The 18664-nt window shown below is 40.7% G+C and carries 18 protein-coding genes and 1 pseudogene; 10 read left to right on the top strand and 9 right to left on the bottom strand.

Annotated elements, in window-relative coordinates:
• Positions 1–236, top strand: a 236-nt coding sequence (locus Q0976_RS09800) for a prolyl oligopeptidase family serine peptidase (protein ID WP_299493432.1), incomplete at its 5' end; no start/stop codon positions are given.
• Between the two features lie 233 nt (positions 237–469).
• On the top strand, positions 470–1132 hold the full coding sequence (gene folE, locus Q0976_RS09795) for a GTP cyclohydrolase I FolE (protein WP_299493430.1): 663 nt from the start codon (positions 470–472) through the stop codon (positions 1130–1132).
• Positions 1133–1198: 66 nt separating this feature from the next.
• Here folE and pyrE read toward each other — a convergent pair whose 3' ends face one another.
• Both pyrE and rph read right to left on the bottom strand, forming a co-directional pair.
• The gene (gene pyrE, locus Q0976_RS09790; RefSeq protein ID WP_299493428.1) at positions 1199–1846 is read right to left on the bottom strand and encodes an orotate phosphoribosyltransferase; all 648 of its coding nucleotides are present in this window, start codon (positions 1844–1846) and stop codon (positions 1199–1201) included.
• An 86-nt stretch (positions 1847–1932) separates the two neighbouring features.
• A complete protein-coding gene (rph, locus tag Q0976_RS09785; RefSeq protein ID WP_299493426.1) occupies positions 1933–2646 on the bottom strand; it encodes a ribonuclease PH in 714 nt (237 codons plus the stop codon).
• Between the two features lie 247 nt (positions 2647–2893).
• Here rph and Q0976_RS09780 point away from each other — a divergent pair, with 247 nt between their 5' ends.
• Positions 2894–3757, top strand: coding sequence for a YicC/YloC family endoribonuclease (locus tag Q0976_RS09780; RefSeq protein ID WP_299493424.1), 864 nt, complete (start codon positions 2894–2896; stop codon positions 3755–3757).
• A 141-nt stretch (positions 3758–3898) separates the two neighbouring features.
• Here the strand turns inward: Q0976_RS09780 and Q0976_RS09775 are convergent, their stop codons facing one another.
• Positions 3899–4897 (bottom strand): SEC-C metal-binding domain-containing protein, encoded by a 999-nt coding sequence (locus Q0976_RS09775; protein ID WP_299493422.1) that lies wholly within the window; start codon positions 4895–4897, stop codon positions 3899–3901.
• Between the two features lie 184 nt (positions 4898–5081).
• Between Q0976_RS09775 and Q0976_RS09770 the strand changes: the two genes are divergently transcribed.
• Positions 5082–5723, top strand: a complete 642-nt coding sequence (locus tag Q0976_RS09770) for an ERCC4 domain-containing protein (RefSeq protein WP_299493420.1) — start codon at positions 5082–5084, stop codon at positions 5721–5723.
• A gap of 17 nt (positions 5724–5740) precedes the next feature.
• Here Q0976_RS09770 and Q0976_RS09765 read toward each other — a convergent pair whose 3' ends face one another.
• The 3 genes and pseudogenes from Q0976_RS09765 to Q0976_RS09755 all read right to left on the bottom strand — a co-directional run.
• The gene (locus tag Q0976_RS09765) at positions 5741–6814 is read right to left on the bottom strand and encodes a macro domain-containing protein (protein ID WP_299493418.1); all 1074 of its coding nucleotides are present in this window, start codon (positions 6812–6814) and stop codon (positions 5741–5743) included.
• An 8-nt stretch (positions 6815–6822) separates the two neighbouring features.
• On the bottom strand, positions 6823–7227 hold the full coding sequence (locus Q0976_RS09760; RefSeq protein ID WP_299493416.1) for a DarT ssDNA thymidine ADP-ribosyltransferase family protein: 405 nt from the start codon (positions 7225–7227) through the stop codon (positions 6823–6825).
• Between the two features lie 13 nt (positions 7228–7240).
• A pseudogene (locus tag Q0976_RS09755) lies at positions 7241–7446 on the bottom strand (IS30 family transposase); the annotation flags it as partial.
• A gap of 223 nt (positions 7447–7669) precedes the next feature.
• On the opposite strand from Q0976_RS09755, the gene Q0976_RS09750 reads away from it, so the two are divergent.
• The 4 genes from Q0976_RS09750 (at position 7670) to Q0976_RS09735 (ending at position 11726) form a co-directional block, all read left to right on the top strand.
• Complete coding sequence (locus tag Q0976_RS09750; protein WP_299493414.1) at positions 7670–9859, top strand: hypothetical protein; 2190 nt, start codon at positions 7670–7672, stop codon at positions 9857–9859.
• Position 9860: 1 nt separating this feature from the next.
• A complete protein-coding gene (locus tag Q0976_RS09745; RefSeq protein ID WP_299493412.1) occupies positions 9861–10139 on the top strand; it encodes a hypothetical protein in 279 nt (92 codons plus the stop codon).
• 194 nt (positions 10140–10333) lie between these two features.
• Positions 10334–11008 (top strand): hypothetical protein, encoded by a 675-nt coding sequence (locus Q0976_RS09740; RefSeq protein ID WP_299493410.1) that lies wholly within the window; start codon positions 10334–10336, stop codon positions 11006–11008.
• 22 nt (positions 11009–11030) lie between these two features.
• Positions 11031–11726: a hypothetical protein gene (locus Q0976_RS09735; protein ID WP_299493408.1), complete on the top strand. Its 696-nt coding sequence runs from the start codon at positions 11031–11033 to the stop codon at positions 11724–11726.
• A gap of 114 nt (positions 11727–11840) precedes the next feature.
• On the opposite strand, the gene Q0976_RS09730 is transcribed toward Q0976_RS09735, so the two are convergent.
• Positions 11841–12032 (bottom strand): hypothetical protein, encoded by a 192-nt coding sequence (locus tag Q0976_RS09730; RefSeq protein WP_299493406.1) that lies wholly within the window; start codon positions 12030–12032, stop codon positions 11841–11843.
• 706 nt (positions 12033–12738) lie between these two features.
• Between Q0976_RS09730 and Q0976_RS09725 the strand changes: the two genes are divergently transcribed.
• Together Q0976_RS09725 and Q0976_RS09720 are read left to right on the top strand one after the other, a co-directional pair.
• Positions 12739–15933, top strand: a complete 3195-nt coding sequence (locus Q0976_RS09725) for a DEAD/DEAH box helicase (protein ID WP_299493404.1) — start codon at positions 12739–12741, stop codon at positions 15931–15933.
• A 281-nt stretch (positions 15934–16214) separates the two neighbouring features.
• Entirely contained in the window at positions 16215–16760 is a 546-nt protein-coding gene (locus Q0976_RS09720) for an HNH endonuclease signature motif containing protein (protein WP_299493403.1), read from the top strand.
• Positions 16761–16777: 17 nt separating this feature from the next.
• On the opposite strand, the gene Q0976_RS09715 is transcribed toward Q0976_RS09720, so the two are convergent.
• Both Q0976_RS09715 and Q0976_RS09710 read right to left on the bottom strand, forming a co-directional pair.
• On the bottom strand, positions 16778–18070 hold the full coding sequence (locus Q0976_RS09715; protein WP_299493401.1) for a type II toxin-antitoxin system HipA family toxin: 1293 nt from the start codon (positions 18068–18070) through the stop codon (positions 16778–16780).
• A complete protein-coding gene (locus Q0976_RS09710) occupies positions 18067–18366 on the bottom strand; it encodes an XRE family transcriptional regulator (protein WP_299493399.1) in 300 nt (99 codons plus the stop codon). The genes Q0976_RS09715 and Q0976_RS09710 overlap by 4 nt, the downstream gene beginning before the upstream one ends.
• Between the last annotated feature and the right edge of the window lie 298 nt (positions 18367–18664).

Here is an 18664-nt window from a genome sequence, read left to right as displayed (position 1 = left end):
CACCCACTCACCATGTGGATAAGCTCAAAGCCAAGTTATTGCTCATTCATGGTGGTAATGATGAGCGCGCCCCCATTGAACAATTTGAAGCATTAACTTCAGCCTTAAATCAACAAAAATACCCATTTGACTCACTGATATTAGATAACGAAGGTCATGGCTTTTATAAAGATGAACACCAGGCCCAAGCCTATCGAAAAATGCTCAGTTTTTTGAAAGAAAATCTGAAACTTTAAAGGTCATACTCTGTTTTTCATCTAAACAATGCATAAATTTGAGTATAAATCTTGTTAAAATCAAGGTATCCTGCTGCTTGCTATTCGTACCACTTAATGATGGTAAAATCATTAAGTGGTGATGAAAGTAAATGAAATGCAATTTTAACCAAAAATATAGATAGACATATTGTCCGCAGTCAAACAGTCACTGTGACTCAAGTGCCGCTACAATAGGTGCAGTAGAGAAAATTATGACATTAACAGATCAAGAAGCATTAAGTGCATCTGCCCGCCAAGTACAAGCAGCGCTCATTGAGCGAGGGCTAGAAACGCCTATGTTACCTTGCGAGCTTTCAAAAGAAGAGCGCAAACAACAGATTGAAGCGCATATGCATGGCATTCTCACATTAATGTCATTAGATTTGTCAGACGATAGCTTATGCGATACCCCAAGGCGTATTGCAAAGATGTACGTCGATGAGATTTTCTCTGGTTTAGATTATGCTAACTTTCCTAAAATCACCGTGATTGAAAATAAAATGGGTTTCGATGAAATGGTGAAGGTAAAAGACATCAGCATGACCAGTACCTGCGAGCACCATTTGGTCACTATCGATGGCCTGGCAACAGTGGCGTACCTTCCTCGAAAGAACATTATTGGCCTATCTAAAATTAACCGTATTGTGCGCTTTTTTGCTCAGCGCCCACAAGTGCAAGAACGGCTCACCCAACAAGTACTTGTGGCATTACAGACCTTACTGGATACCCAAGATGTGGCCGTTAAGATGGATGCGGTGCATTACTGCGTGAAATCCCGTGGCATTATGGACTCCACCAGCTCGACCACCACCACGGCCCTTGGCGGTATTTTTAAATCGAACCCCGCCACTCGCGCCGAGTTCTTACATCAATAAAAAGGTTCATCAGTAAAGCGTTTCACCAACAAAAAAGCAGCATCAAGGCTGCTTTTTTGTTCAGTATTAAAGACCAATACCATATTGATCTCGGTACGCACTGACTGACGCTAATTGCTCCGCCATGCCTGTCTGCTTTGATAAATATTGAATTAACTCATCCAATTTTATAATTGAGATAATATCACAGCCAAAATCACGCTCCACCTCCTGAATCGCAGACAATTCGCCTTTGCCTTTCTCTTGCCTGTCTAGTGCAATTAATACACCTGCAAGCTGAGCATCATGGGCCGCTATAATGTCCATTGACTCACGAATAGCGGTACCTGCGGTGATCACATCATCGACCAACATCACACGACCTTGTAGTGCACTGCCCACTAAACTGCCGCCTTCTCCATGATCTTTCTTTTCTTTTCGATTAAAGCAATAAGGTTTATCAACATCATGATGATCGCACAGCGCCACCGCAGTGGTGGTGGCGATGGGAATGCCTTTATAAGCCGGTCCAAATAATAAATCGTATTCGATTTTTGCATCCATTAACGCCGCAGCATAAAAGCGCCCTAAACGAGCAAGATCACGACCTGTATTAAATAAGCCTGCATTAAAAAAATAAGGACTCACGCGACCCGACTTTAAGGTAAATTCACCAAATTTTAATACGCCACGCTCTAAGGCAAACTCAATAAACTCACGTTGATAAGCTTTCACAAAACTCTCCTCTTATACTCTTGACTCTGCTGAAAAAAGACATAAAAAAAGAACCCCAAATGGATTCTTTTTTCATGTAATATTGATTAGCTCAATGCCGCTTTCTGAACATCAATAATTTCTCGAATACCATGTTTGGCCAGCTCCAATAAGCTTAATAGCTCTTCATGGCTAAAGGGCTCACCCTCTGCAGTGCCTTGCACTTCAATCATCTTGCCTGTTTCTGTCATTACAACATTCATGTCAGTTTCAGCAGCACTATCTTCAACATATTCTAAATCACAAATCGGCTCACCATTATAAATCCCCACACTCACCGCAGCGATTAAGAATTTAAGTGGGTTGGTTTTTAAAATACCTTTACCACGAGCCCAATTAAGTGCATCAACTAAGGCAACACAGGCACCGGTTATCGCCGCAGTACGCGTGCCACCGTCAGCTTGGATCACATCACAATCAATCACAATGGTATTTTCACCTAATAACTTCATATCCACGGCAGCACGCAGAGCACGGCCAATAAGACGTTGAATTTCTTGTGTGCGACCCGATTGTTTACCCCGCGCTGCTTCACGATTCATGCGGCTATGAGTCGAACGCGGTAACATGCCGTATTCAGCCGTCACCCAACCTTGACCTTGTCCCTTTAAAAAGCGCGGTACCCCTTCTTCAAAGCTCGCGGTGCACAATACTTTTGTTTCACCAAACTCCACCAGCACAGACCCTTCGGCATGAGCTGTAAATTGACGAGTAATGGTAACGGGACGAGATTGAGCGGGCGTTCTATCGCTTGGGCGCATAGGGCAGTTCCTGTAATTTGAAGCCATAAACAATTGCTGCCTAGTATAAGGAGATGTTGGGCACTAAGCCATAGCAAAAGTAGAAAAAGCCCATGGGGCTTCTGTATTATTCCGCAACCTGCCTATTAACAATAAAGGCTGATAGTCGACAATCGTCTCAAAAAATCGAAAAGTTTTTGACGCAAACAGTCAGCTGGTTATAATTCCTTATCATTAGGATGCACTTAATTAATACTGGGAAACACGCATGATCCAAAGTATGACAGCTTACGCACGCATTGAACATAAAGCAGATTGGGGCGGCGCCTCATGGGAAATACGTTCAGTTAATCAGCGCTACTTAGAAACATACTTACGCTTACCTGAGCACTTTCGCAGCTTAGAACCCTTATTAAGAGAGCGTCTTCGTAAACGTTTAAACCGAGGGAAAATCGAAGTTAATCTGCGCTATGATTTTAGCGACAAGGATACCAATGAATTACAACTCAACGAAGCCCTTGCTAAACAACTTGTTACTGCCGCGAACTGGATCAAAAAAGAAGCCAAACACGGCAAACTAAACTTAGTAGATGTACTTAAATGGCCTGGTGTCATGTCCAGTGAAGAAAAAGACATGGACGCTGTGGGCAAAGAGCTACTTGAGGTGTTTGATCAGGCCATCAGCCAGTTTATCGAAGCTCGAGGCCGTGAAGGTGAAGCCATCACCCATATGCTCACCACCCGCCTTGATGCCATTGTTGAACAAGTCGCCATCGTCCGTGAGCACATGCCAAAGGTCATTGAGTGGCAACGTGAAAAACTGACCCACCGTCTTGATGAAATCACAGGCGAGCTAGATCCTGCTCGTATGGAGCAAGAAATGGTGATTTTGGCGCAAAAAATGGATGTGGCCGAAGAAATGGACAGGCTCGATGCGCATATTAGCGAGACTCGCCGTATTCTTAAAAAAGGTGGACCACAAGGTCGCCGCCTCGATTTTATGATGCAAGAATTTAACCGCGAGTCCAACACCCTCGCCTCTAAATCAATTAGTACTGAGGTCACCGCTGCTGCTGTCGAGCTAAAGGTCTTAATTGAACAAATGCGCGAGCAAATTCAAAACGTAGAATAATACAGATATCTTAAACACGTTTAAGATATCTGAAAGCCGCTCCTGCTCCAACAAATGGACAGTCAGCGGCTTTTTTGTCGATATTTCTGCCTTTCTTCTAACACTAACCCAAACAGCTTCTCTGTTTATGCTTAAAAAACATCAAAGTGCAAATTCAAAGGTGTGTGATAATAGCGGCTGTATCTTTGCCTCTCGAGGCACTCGCTTGCCATCAATATACCTTCTTGGATCAACCGTGACAAAACCCCAAAATTGTAAAAAACGCGCGATAAAACGCGAGCTGATCATCATCTCGAGTTGATCGTGCGATGAGAAATATTCACTATTTGAACATTGGCTCAATAAAGCAGGAAAAGCGATTGCCGTTTCGGTAGCTAATTTATCGACATCGCTATGTGACTGCAGTCTCCACAGCATAAACAACCAAAAAGGTTGCACATCAATATCATCAGAGAAGTTATCGAAATATCCCCAATTGTATTGCTTAATGGCTGCTTCTAACATGGGCAAAAAGAAAGCACTAATCCCCTGTGCTTTATACTGTTTTTGTGCTGTTTTTTTTACGTGATAGCGGCCACTACGACGATAAATGATCCCTGCAAGCTCTGCCAATACTCGGGCATAGTGCAGTGCATTAAACTTGTCTTCATTACTGCCCGCAAATTCGCTAATGCTTAACTCTATTTCAAACAGTGACACATTAAACTCAGGCAACAATGCGCTAGCTTGCTTGACCAATTTAACGGGTAGATTCCCTTTCGTGGTCGCTTTTATTGACCCCTCATGTTGCATGGCTTCTTCAAGGATCAGCGACAAATAACGCATCACGGGGCAGGCTGATAAATCCTCGGGCGTGCAGAGCCTAAACCTCTCTAGTTCGCCAAATGGCGCATACAACCAGTTACTCATTTGTGCCGGTGATAAACCACAAAAATCATCATTTGGGCAATGATTATATTCTGCCGCCTTATGCTGAGCGACGACATTGAGTTCGTCTATGCTCAGGTTCACATTCATCGCCGTGATTTGTGTCAGATCATCTATGATGTCAGCACGCTGTTTTGACATTGAATCCATGCAGCAGCGTTTATATTTGTTACCACTACCACACGGGCAAGGATCATTACGACCAGCCTTCATTTATTTGCCTTTTATATTATTTTTTCTAATACTGTTCAAAGAGATTACACTCAAGTAAAAGTCATTAAGCATATCGCTTGCAGATCAGTAAGCGCACTAAAAAATTTCACATTCAAGCTTAAGCTTAAATCACGCTATACTCAATAAACTCATTCAAACCCCATGAGCGATGCTTTCTTTGCCGATGCTAGCTATATCACTGTGTTATGATGACAGAGAACACGCCGACAGGATTATCAGCCAACTGTCTAAATATGGCGATCTTAATCTTATCAAAAAACGCCTGACTTTAGGCGACTACCAAATCAACCAATGGCTGATTGAACGCAAGACTCTGACTGATCTCGTACTCTCTTTATGTGATGGTCGACTGTTTTCACAAATCGCTCGTTTAGCTGAAAGTGACTTCAACGTTGCCCTATTAATTGAGGGGAAAACCCAAGACATAACCCAATACAAGATCCATAGAGAAGCGCTCATCGGCGCACTGTGCGCTATTAGTATTCACTTTCATATTCCCGTACTACGCAGTCAATCGCAAACAGAAACGGCCAAACTCCTCTATTACTGCGCTAAACAATTAAATCATCATACAAGTGACTTGAAGCTTACAGGACGTAAACCTAAGCGCCAAAAAAACCGCCAATTATTTATATTACAAAGCTTGCCACAAGTCGGGCCTAAACTGGCTAAGCGGCTGTTATGCCACTTTTTGACGGTCGAAGCTGTGATGACAGCAACTGAAAATGCATTAATGCAGGTTGAAGGAGTGGGTAAAAAGAAGGCTCAAAAAATACGGGCGATTCTTACGGCATCAACGAGATGATCAATATGTTGATATTTTCAGATTAACGCAGTAAGTGTTTTATTATCAAGCCAACCTTGTTCCCTTAGTCGATCCCATGCTGCCACAATATGAGCTGGTTTCATATTTGCTTTTCTTGCATTCCAACCATGCACGCCATTAATGACTTCATCACAAGTTAGGGGTTTATTATCATATTCCTGAGTAGCAACCCAATGAACGGTAGACAGTAGCTCCATACCATTTTGAGACTCAAACCCTTCAATTAACTTAGCAACCTTATCGAAACGTTGTTTAGTATCTTGATGTTGCTCAAGATAACTAAGCGCTTCTGTTGCTGCATCACCTTTAAGCTCAATGGGTGTGTCTGGTTTATTGAGACCATCAGCATAGCCTGTAATGAAATGCCCCTCCATTTTATCCAGTACATGACGAAGTACATCAGCGTAAGGCCCATAATGATGCTTTTTAAAAACGACCTGATTTAGGGGTTCACCAACTGCAGTAAGAAAATACACCAATTTTTGCACCTCTAATAAAGACAAGCGATAACCAAAACCCGTCGACACATAGCGATCTATTAAACCAAGCACAGCCGCTCTGCCAGCTGTCATAGCAGGTCGTTTAGTCTTATTTGGCATAGCTTCTGCCTGTGGTGCCGCTTGCGGTGGATAAACCCTCCACTCAACATCGGACATATCAGCCAAATGTTCCTGAATCAGCCGCTCTACTTGTTGCCAAGGTAATCCCCCTAGACCGCTACCGAGTGCAGGTATCGCTATCGATTTAAGCTTCAATCGGTTTACTTCCACCTTCAAACTATCTAAGCCTTGTTCAATGAACTCAAGCTTCGATTTTCCCTTCCAATGCGCTTTGGTAGGGAAGTTAATCACGTAAAAAGGCGCATTCATTGTATCAAGAGGCACCGTTAATACTTGACCTGTTACCAGAGATTTATCATCACAGGCTTTTTTATATACTTTAAAGTTCTCAGGAAAGGCTTTCTTAAACTGCAAAGCTAACCCCTTACCCATCACACCTACTGTGTTAACAGTATTAATGATGGCATCCGCCTGATCATGCAGAATATTCCCAGTTTGATAAGTGATCATAGTAACCTCTAAAAATACCATTCAGGTCGAACAACAACCTCAGGCTTATGCAGCGAAGTATAAAGTAAAGCGTTTACTTCATCTGCAATAGCTTGTGTCTTAACGCCAATTTGTCGAATAGTGTTCCATTGTACAGACTCAAAAACCAAAAACTCTGCTTGTTTTTCTTCTTTAAAATCTTGCCAGTATTTCTCGTTAATGATTCGTTTAATCTCTAGCTCACTAATACGGCCAAAATCTTCAATCTGTTCTGCATAGTCTAAATCAGCATGAATATCAGTGAAAAAGCAATACTGATTGCTCAACCGAATAGTATCCACATCACTGATTAAGTGTATCACCCTGTCTTGCCCACATTGAAAATCTGGATGGCCTTTATGGATCACAAACAGCATGGCGGATTCAACTCGCAAGTGCAATACTCCCCTATGCAGCCTGTCGTAGTTCCTCTAATACGACTTTAGGCTGCTTATAACCAAGGCATTTTCTTGGCCTTAAATTTAACCGCTCTTGAACGGCTTTGACTTCTTTCTCTGTCACCTCACTTAAATCCATACCTTTAGGGAAGTATTGTCTCAGTAGACCATTAAAATTTCATTTAAGCCGCGCTCAAAAGAGCTATAAGAATGAGCAGTTTTTTCTTCGCAATTAGCTTCAGTGGTATAACCTTATCTTTTCATTATTCTCAAAGTAATAGAACATTCACATTTTCCATAAAAGGACAAATAAATCCCTTTTATTATTAATCAATTGTGGTAAATTATCGCCCTTAGGGAAAGGATGCGCGAAGTGATCTTGATTAAGTAAGCAGGGCTTGAAATAGGCGTGCTTTAAATAAGGGAATTAAGGAGCAGTATGTCAGGGAAGGTAGTGCAACTTCATCAATTGATGGAGCATGAAGCGTTAAAGGTCGAAACGGATTTTACTCATCTAAAAGATAATGATTTTAAATCCTATATCGTTACCGGCGAGTCATTATCTAGTCTTAAAACCGCCCTCACTCGCGGTGAAAAACTCTTACTGGCCGATAAACCCACAAAACCTATGTTCATTATGAGGTTCGCTGATACCGAACTCAGCATGGAAGATAGACTAAAGGTCATTCTTCACAGCCTTAAGCCTGTGCAAGTCAGGCGAGTGAATCCTGCCATCAATAATGACTATCCAAAGGACGTGATTAAAGCCATTGATAATCGCTTAGGCACTGCAGGAGGCATGATCACTATTGGCGGCAATCCGTACAAAAGCCCCTCATCGGATAACCTGCATCCTCCCGCGGAAATGCCTAAACGTACGAAAGAGCCGTTAGTAGCAGATCCTAAGTCTGAGCCACCCAAAAAGAAGGTGGCCGATACCTTTGCCATGGCACCTAATCGGCTTATTTTTAAATTGGTGTACGACGATAAAGAGCAAACCAAGGCGGCCAATGTGCCTTATACGGTCATCATGGAAGACGGCAAAAATACCCAAATCACGGGTACACTCGACAAACATGGCAAAGCGGATGTGCAGCCAAACACTAACCATGCGGCCTATATTTTATTTGGCAATGAAGCCTTAGCGGCTGAGGCGCAAAGCACACTTGATAACGCCTATACCAAGCTCGATAACGCCATTAACAACAAAGCCAAACAAAGCGCTCAACATGCCTTTGATACGCTAAATAAGCAAGAAAAGGTACCCGTCACCCAAGCCTTTGCCGATGCCGTTAATCACAAACTTGATGAGCTTAATCAACAAAGTCAGGCGTTTAATAATCAGTCTTTTTTAAGTCAATCTTGGGACATGGCCAAGGCCACCCAATCCGGTGCCACCAGTGGCGTGACCGAATACTTACCCGACTTAGGGGATTTTGGTGAGCTGCTGGATGCGGCAGACATTAATGTCACCATGCTCATCGAGGCCATTGCCACAGGTGATGTGGATGCGTTAGAGGCAAAATTTCAAGCTTGGAAGGAGCGCGGTAAACAAGGCCTGTGGGAAGCCACACAAACCATGGAAATGCTGATTTTATTACTCAGCGACAGCCAAGGCCGTGAGTTGATTGCCAGTTTACCGGCGCGTATGTTGGCGGCATTGCCCCGTGACAAAGTGGTAGAAATGAGTGCGTATCATGCCACGCAATTGGGTATGGACACCGCCGTAGTCAGTGGCGGTACAGCATTAGGCACCCTTGCAGGTGGCGTCGGTGGCCCCATAGCCTGCGCCTCACTCTTGCTGGCCGCTAACGGCCGCAAGGCAGGCAAAGTGCTAGAGGAAACCGTTGAAGTCCTAGGAGAAATGAAAGACGCCCTAAAAGTGGTGCGTAACAACAACCCCAAAAAACAACTATACAAAAAAGATCCATCCATCCCTAACCATCAAGCGGATCTCAATACTCGTACCTTTGTGACGCCTTTGAAAGAGAAGGGAGCCTCTAAAGATAAAAAAGATAACGCTAGTTTGACTCCTGAAAATCAATCATTCCGTGAAAAAATATCTAATTTATCGGAATCTGATAAAATGTTGATTGATGATGTTTCAACTTTCAAAACGTTAGGAGTAAACAAGGCTGATGCATATAAATATGTCACTCAATCTTCAGAAGGCCAACTCTTGATAGAAACGTTACGTAAGTCAGATCCTTCAGCTAGTGATACTATTTTAACAAGTCGGGCTATTGATTTGGTACGGTCAGGTAGTTCCTTACCTCAAGCAATGACAATAGATAAGCCATTGATAAAGCTTGTTCCATCTGGTGGGGAGTTATCTGGCTTTTCTCCATTCTTTACGACCCAGAATGAATTAAACGCAGCCGTCAAAAGTGGCCGCTCTTTTACTGACTATTTTGGGTTGCCAGCTACTAATGATGCTGATAGATATGGTATTTTTGAAATAAAACCTCACACTAAAGCCACTGTATTTGCTTCCAATGTTGCACCTACTACAGAATTAGGGGGAGTATTTAAAACGAATGCAGGTGGATTACAGATTATTACTCCACAGAGATCGCAATTTACAGATCCTGTGTTTGTAGAAGTCATAAATAACAATAAAGGTTATTAATATGAACAAAGTTACTGAACATAACTTAAAACAGTTAGCTGAAAACTTGGAGCGACTTTTGATTAAATATTCAGTAAAAGATGATGCGGCAAAGGCATTGTTAAGGTCACTTTCAGAACTGCTACAATCAGCTAAGAATGGAACTTTGAAAGATAATGTTGACGATGTCCCTGGTAGAATGAGTTTTACTGAAAGGGGATTATCGCAATACCGGGAATTAGAAGAAGCTTATGCCTTATTTAAGCTAACAGTTACATTTGGTGATTTTTCTCAATTTTAGTATTTAAATATTCTTTAATTTGTTACGTTTTTATGGATACAACCAAGGTATCGATGCCTTGGTTAGATATACCAGCCAAGCCGAAAAAAGTCCCCATCGCCTGCGCCTCACTCTTGCTTGCCGCTAACGGCCGCAAGGCGGGCAAACTCTCTTTTAAAACCTGAGGGGAAGAAACCGTTGAAGTCCTAGGAGAGATGAAAGACGCCCTAAAAGTGGTGCGTAACAACAACCCCAAAAAACAGCTATACAAAAAAGATCCCTCCATCCCTAACCATCAAGCGGATCTCAATACTCGTACCTTTGTGACGCCTTTGAAAGAGAAGGCACCAGCGAAGAATAGTGACGGTAGTAAGAGTGATGATAGCGATACCAATAAAAATTTAGCTACATCTGAGGATAAAAATACTGTAAATTCCACAGCAACTAAGCCAACTGGTGCGCGTTTAGGTAAGCGTAAGATCTCAGATGCTCTATATGCGGATCTTAGAAAGAAAACGCCAAATAAAGCGATGCGTAAAGAAGTAAATAAAGGTGTTTCCCTTCCATTCCCTGATGAAGCATTACCAGGTATGGAAGTGACTAAAAAACTTCAAGCCGATCATATTGTTCCTATGGAAAAAATCACCCGTATGGATGGGTTTGAAAAATTAACATTTGAAAAGCAAGTTGATGTGTTAAATACACCTGAGAATTTTATTGGTTTAAGTGCCTCAGCTAATACGTCTAAAGGTGCAAAGACATACGCAGAATGGACAGAGCATAAGAAAACAGGTACACCAGTAAATCCAGAATTCAGATCTAAAATGATGGAAGTTGAAAAGAAAGTAGAAGTTGAATTGCAAGTCAAAATTGACAAGTTAGTCCAATAAATAAAATTAAAGGATATTAACAATGAGTGAAGATAACTTGTTGAGTTATTTAAATGATTATGTAAGTGAGCCTAAGGTTTTAAACTTATCTCAACTTACATTAGATGAGCAAAAATTAATCCCGCAAAGCTGGCTAAGTATTTTGGCTCTGGAGGGGAAAGAACGGTTCACTAAAGCACTTAGCTATTGGCAACCCATAGCCTCTGAGATGTCAGAGGTTTTGTTTTATTTAGATAATAATATCGTGAGTATTGATTTAGTTCACCATCAATATGGCTACTGTTTAGTGTATGGGGTGATATCTGAAGATGATCCTGATATTACCTACTATGAAGCACGTAATCCAAAAACAATGCAAATGTCTTCTGCAGTAGCGGATTCATGGTTATTATTGCCAGAGAACATGCGTCAGTTTTATGAGCAATTCCATAATGGTTGGTATTGTTTAGCATCAGGTTCCATGGGCTTATCACCTGTCGAAGACTTCTTCTTTTTAGCCGATGAAGAATGGGGTATTTTGGATGACATTGACATGCCTCCTGTAGATCTCTCTAAAACATTAGCAGTGTACACCAACGGCGCTGGCGGTTATTTGTGTTTTGAGTTTAAAGATAGCAAGGATCTTTCTGCTTTACTTTGGTGGAGTAGTGATGCTCCTATGTTAGATCTCAATTTCTGGGATGTAGCCGATGAATGGACCTTGATGGGGTTTGAATAACCCTATTCAATTGCCCATCACAAAATCCTGAAGCGGTTTTTCTTCCACTCCGAGGCATCGATGATGCCTTGGTACTTTTCATAAGGTCAATGGTTGCCTGCCCAGTCCCATAGTTTATAAAAAGCTAAACGGCACAAAGCCACTGTCGCCAATTAGCTTCATCAATAAAATGCACAGCCTGCTCATCATAAAGTGAACCACAAAGCTAATGCCGTACTCCACCGGATCCCCCGTTCTAAATCGGCCGCCAAACAAATGAAACCGCCTGTCACTGTAAAGGGAAAAGGGCACGCCAGAAACCGTCATGGCATCGGTTAAAATGTGGGAAAATCCGCCCCATACAAAGGCAGCGAGAATGCCGTGGTAATCAAATAAAAAGGCAATGGCATAGTCACTATCAACTCAGAAAGAAAAAGCCACTACATAATATAACATCAGCTGAATTCAACGTGATGCCAGTAAAGCGTTAATCACACAGCTTGTCATTTTTTTGAAGAAGGGTTTTGAAGAAGGGTTTTCAAGAAGGTTTGAATAAGATGCTAGCCAAGAACTAAGATATAAAAGCGGCCAGCACAGAAATCGTGTTTAACACTGAACAAGCGGTCGAGTTAAGCCAATTTTTTTGAACACCTTTCCTTATACTAATAAATAAATGATCGCTGTCATCCCCCGCACTATCGATTTATGATATTTTACTATAACCTCACCTACATATTAATCATCTAAAATAAAAGGCCAGGCTTTAGTAGAGAGTTATGGTTCTCTTGTCATAGCTCATAGCTGACGGTAGAAAACTATTCCATCACTAGACGCGGTATGTTGGTGTATAAGCTCAGAGTAAGATCGGTTTTATTGGTGCTGTAGTGCGCTCAACTAACCAGCGGATAGTGATGTTAAAGCGAGAAAACTTTAGCTATTTGATCAAAATGGCTTAAAACCTTCCCCTACTATCGCTGATTATTCTTTTCGAATAATATACTGGCTGATAATCAATGATATAAAAGGATTTTTTATGGTTCAGTCCGGTTTGTATGAACAACTCATCACACAACTAGTTAAACAAAGTTTGGATAGTGATACTTTTTATGTGGGTGAAAGACAGTTAGAAGCTGGTGAAGCAAGTACATGGCTGTCACGATTTTTAACCCGTATCATTGAAATCGCCATGGATTCAGTCCCTCAAGGTAACGAGCGAGTGACAACCCAAATAGGCTTAGCTAACACCATTATCCAATGGCTGAGCAACCACATTCAAGATCCTGAATTGATCACAGAAAACTTAATTGATAGCCAAGGAAAAATACTCACTGCTCTATTTGAGAAAAACAACCCTGTTGCCGTCGATTTATCTAAACATGTAACATCTATCATGCCACTTACAGGACTTACTCAAAGTGAACTGTTTTGTGGCAGTAATGCTGGAATTTCACTTGAAACTGAAATCAAACGAGAAATACAGTCCGCAGATACTATATATTGGCTCGTTTCTTTCATAAAGTGGACGGGGATCCGCATCTTTAAACATGAATTAGAGGCCTTTACACGTAGCGGTAAACAACTCAAAATTATTACAACTTCTTACATGGGGGCAACGGATGCCAAAGCGGTTGAGTTTTTAGCAAGCCTTCCCAACACAGAAGTCAAAATGAGTTACAACACTAACAGAGAACGGCTACATGCTAAATCCTATTTATTTATGCGTAACACAGGCTTTCATACGGGTTATATTGGTTCCTCAAACCTTTCACATTCTGCACTAACCAATGGGTTAGAGTGGAATCTCAAAATTACGTCACAAGAAATCCCACATATTATTGAGAAGTCCCTCAGCACATTTGAAACTTATTGGGAGTCTCCTGATTTTGAAGTATTTGATGGGAACATAGAAAGTAAAGAAAAACTCAGCAATGCTCTTCGTGAGGCAAAAGGCATCACCAATGAATCAATGCAGCATTTTCATTTCGACATCACACCTCACACTTATCAAAAGTGCATTTTAGATAAATTACAAACTGAACGTACTCTGCACTCTCGCTATAAAAATTTAATTGTTGCTGCTACGGGTACCGGAAAAACGATTATTTCTGCTTTTGATTTTGCTGCCTTTTATAAACAAAATCAGGAAGCGACATTTTTATTTGTAGCGCATAGAAAAGAAATTTTAAAGCAAGCGCAAAGCGCTTATCGGGGAGTTCTCAAAAACAGCGGTTTTGGTGAATTGTGGGTAGGCGAGCACAAGCCCGAACATCATAAACATCTTTTTGCCTCTGTGCAGAGCTTAAATAATCAAATAAATAGTTTATCGCTAAGCAAGGATTACTTTAATTATATTGTTATTGATGAGGTGCACCATATTTCAGCCAGTAGTTATCGTCCTATAATAGAGTATTTTACCCCACAAATATTATTAGGACTGACAGCAACACCTGAGCGACACGACAATGTTAATATACTTAATGATTTTAATGATGTGATAGCAGCAGAAATACGATTACCCGAAGCCATAAACCAAGGTCATTTGACCCCTTTCCAATATTTTGCGGTTGATGATCATACGGATTTAACAAAAATAAAATGGTCTCAAGGACGTTACGACATTGCTGAGCTCACAAACGTATATACGAGTAATGATCAAAGAGTGAACCAAATATTGAATAGTTTATATGAGATCATAACTGACTTATCTCAAATGCGCGCACTTGCTTTTTGTGTAAGTAAGACACACGCAAAATATATGGCAGAAAAATTTGCTTCACGAGGAATAGCCAGTGAGGTGTTAACAAGTGATAATGCCCATGAACGTGACTCACTACAACAAAGCTTAAAATCTAAACAAATAAATATCTTATGTGTTGTCGATATTTTCAATGAAGGTGTGGATATCCCTGAATTGGATACTTTGCTGTTTTTGAGACCAACGGAAAGTTTGACTATTTTTTTACAACAATTAGGTCGTGGGCTTCGTCTTGTCGATGGAAAACAATTTTGTACTATTCTCGATTTTGTGGGTAATTCTAGGCCAGAATATAATTTTTCTGATAAATTCAGAGCCTTAGTAGGGAAGACAACTCAAGGAATAGAAAAAGAAATTGAGCAGAATTTTCCACATTTACCACTTGGGTGTCAGATAGAATTACAGCAACAAACACAAGCAATGATTTTAAGAAATATTAGACAGGCAATACTCAGAAGAAATAGGCTTATTAGCCTCATAAATAACTTTAATCACATTACTCATTTACCCTTAACTTTGAAAAACTTTTTACACATACACACCAATATCCAACTTGAGGATATTTATAAAATCAAAATAGGTAAATTTGGCGGTTGGTCGGCATTATTGGGTGAAAGCAAAGAAAGAAGCATAAACCCCGAAGAAAATGATATTTATGCCGCTTATTACCGTGCAATTAATAATCGTCTATTACAGTCTACTTCGATAACTTACCTGAGATTCATTCAAGCATTATGTGAACACGACTTTAACATCGAGACATTACCTAACACAGTATCAAATAATCATCTCACGCAGTTTTTGCTGATGTGTCACTATGATTTTTGGGATAAAACAGGTAGCAGCCTTAATTTCAAAAGTATTACTGAAAGTTTATCACGTTTAAGACATCATAAGCTCCAACAAGAATTAACCACTGTGCTTTCAATACTGATTAGTCGACTCGATGTTATTGAATTTACAATGCCAAAAACTCACAATATTACCGTTGATACATCACCTCTGAAAATGCACGTCCGCTACCCAAAGGAACATATTCTGATCGCCTTTGGAGACACTCTATTTAATAAAAAATCCTCCAGTCGTGAAGGGGTACTGAATATCAAAAACGCAAATGTTGAATTGTTATTTGTTACGCTGGATAAATGTGAAAAACAATTTTCTGCAACCACTATGTACCATGACTATGCTATCAGCCCTACGCTATTTCATTGGCAAACACAAAACAGTGCTAAACCAAGCACAGGTAAAGGCTTAAGTTATATTGAGCATAAAAAAACCAATAAAGTCATTTTGTTATTTGTAAGAGAGAAAGCCAAAGATAAACATAATAAAACCATGGGCTTTATTAATTTTGGCCCTATCGACTTCGTCAAATATGAAGGCAGCCAACCAATGAATATTACATGGAAACTCAAACACCCTATGCCTGCATACCTATGGACAGATACAGCAAAATTGGCCATAGGCTAGCTCGCTGAACAGAAGGAGAATATTCTTTTGGTGGAGGCAGGTTTGAGGGTATTGAATCCTTTTTTTGCTCTTTCTGTTCAATTACGAATTCTATTAAACTTATATGCTTTGCCATACCATCGACTACTGAATGGAAAAAACAACAAAGCATATAGATGAAAAGATACACAAGTAGAACATAACAAACCCTAGCCCTCTTTATCATTACTCGTTATCTTATAGTAAACAAGGAACTGAGCGCCGTGTAGGCGCCCAATCAGCACGTTATAAGGATTATAACAATGACAACTTACAATACCGCATCTGACTCTGCAAACACGGCTGTTAGAGCCTTTCTCACCAAAGTGGGTGAACATTATTTAGGTCACGTATTCAATACAGGCAGTGGTAAAGGCAAAGCCTTATGGCTTGCCATTCGAGATGATGATTTTGATGGATGCTGCGCTTACTGCGGCGAGAAAAAAGACAAGTTACAAATCGAACATGTGATTATGTTTAATCGCACTGAATTTGGTCTGCATCATCCGGGCAACATTATTCCTTGTTGTAAAGAATGCAACAAAAGAGAGCGATTGGCTGATAAATCATTTTGTGATTGGGAGCAGCATCTCATAACCGTCTGTCAAAAGCGTGATGAAAGCCATTTAGTTCAAGCAAGAAAAGACAACATACTGGCTAATTTTAAAAAACACAGCTACCCCAAACTCAATCAAAACGAGCAACACGCGATCCGCGTGATTGCTAGTAGTCTCTATGACAACATCAAAACCGAGCCAGAAAAATCGCTAGATTTATACAAACAACTCGATGAAGCCTTTGTTAAATAAAGCTGGCGATAACGGGCTTAGATCAGCAGGCCTTTATTATCTTGGTAGCTACGATTTAACTGTTGCTGGATCAATTTAATCGTCGATTGCTCCACGCCTACGGCTTTCGCTTCCGTTGAAAAATTCGAGAGACTATCCACTATCTGTTGCAGAGCAATTCTAGCTTCCGTCCAATTAGCATAGTTGGCTATCGTTGCCAGTTGTTGAATGGTTTTTAATGGCGGTTTTTTACCATAACCACCAAAAGCGGTAGCATGCTCCCCATAAGGATTTGCACTAAACGTCACATCATAAAAAGGCGCCAGAGACCAATCTCCCTGATCATTTTGTAAAAAGGCCCAGTTTTTACTGTGATCATCTTGATTCAAAGCAAATAAATTAAATAAAGCACGCCGAAATTGAATTTGCCCTACCACAGGGCTTTTACACAAGATACTGCTAGCCTTAATCAAGTCTTGATAATCTAAACTTGGACTTCTAAAATCGGCATCGAGTAATCCACAGGCACTGTGCATATGATACCGACCATGATGTCCATTGCTATGACTTACCCAATCAAAACGTTTCAGCGCTAACCAAAAGCTAGCACCTGACTTTTCTGGTGCGGGTATTAATTGCCACTCAGGTACCGCTAACCCCGCTTGTTGGGCCAATTTCAAATAAACTGCTTCACATAAACCTTCTTCGTATCCAAGCGCTAAATTTTGAGATGTAAATTTGACTAACCAGGCTTCATCATTTGACTTAGGCTGTGTTCGACATTTATCGAATTGACCTTCATATATATATATCTGTGCTTTCGGACGCGCCCCTCCTGAGCTTCCTGCTGCCACTAAAGCGCTCAACACTTCATCCGTTTGTCCATCAAAAACGGCTTGCGCCTGCAAGCCTAAATCCGCCAGTCCAATTGTTTGCTCATTGGCTTCAGGAACAAGTGTAGACATAGGTCGATAACATAACGCTCCGAGTGCTGAATCACCTACAAAAGAAAGTCTATCCATACTCGTTACACGATTAGACAAAATACCTTGCTGGCGAAATACTCGATCCATTAACAGTAAACCCCACCCATCAGGTAAAGAATCAATAAACGCGCCATGTAGCCCGTAATGAGGCTGTTTTGGTGCTAACTGTAATTCATTATCCAGCTTCAAGCCAAAAGGAGATAAATTAGAAAAAGATTTAATATATTCATCACTATACTGGAAAAAAACACCTTGATTATTCTGTGCCAGCAAGCCCACCATTACCTGCTGACCACTCAAAAGCGTCCGCCACACTTCAAGTTTCTTCGTGGGTAAAAAGCTCATGAAATTAACACCTCATCAATCGTTTTCGGGAAACTTGATTTACTCTCAACGGAATTAAGCAAGGCCTGTAAACGAGTTAGATCGTCAAGACTTTGCCAAAGTAACAGTAATTGTCGTAATGAGATTTTCCCCGTCGTTTCAAATTTTTTTATCGTACTCATGGGCACTGTACTGCGCTCAGCCAATACACTGCGTGATAATTTTTTTATTTTACGTTGTTGTTTAAGATATACAGCAAAAGATTGCTGTATATCACTCGCGGATAAAAGCGAAAGCGTGTTCGTAACATCATGCATAAGACAACACCATATGGATACAGTTATAGCCATTATAAGCTAAATTAGTATAAAATGGATACTATAAGATCCATTTATACTCTTGGTACTTCAAGATGCAGTATTCAGCTGACATTAAAACGCTTTTAGGCAAGGCTTTGATTACTCATGCATAAGTGACATTCCCATCATCTAATGTTTATGGATAAAAAAATGTCGTGGTCACACGAATGTGAATGAACGACCATGATGGTTAGCTGAACAGCGGGCCTAGTGATTCTAAACTGATACTCTATAACGTAGTATAAAAGGCCTTGCT

This window comes from uncultured Shewanella sp., from assembly GCF_947501665.1.
Taxonomy (GTDB): Bacteria; Pseudomonadota; Gammaproteobacteria; order Enterobacterales; family Shewanellaceae; genus Shewanella.
Note: the sequence above shows the minus strand (reverse complement) of the source record. Positions and strands in the feature narration are given on the sequence as shown.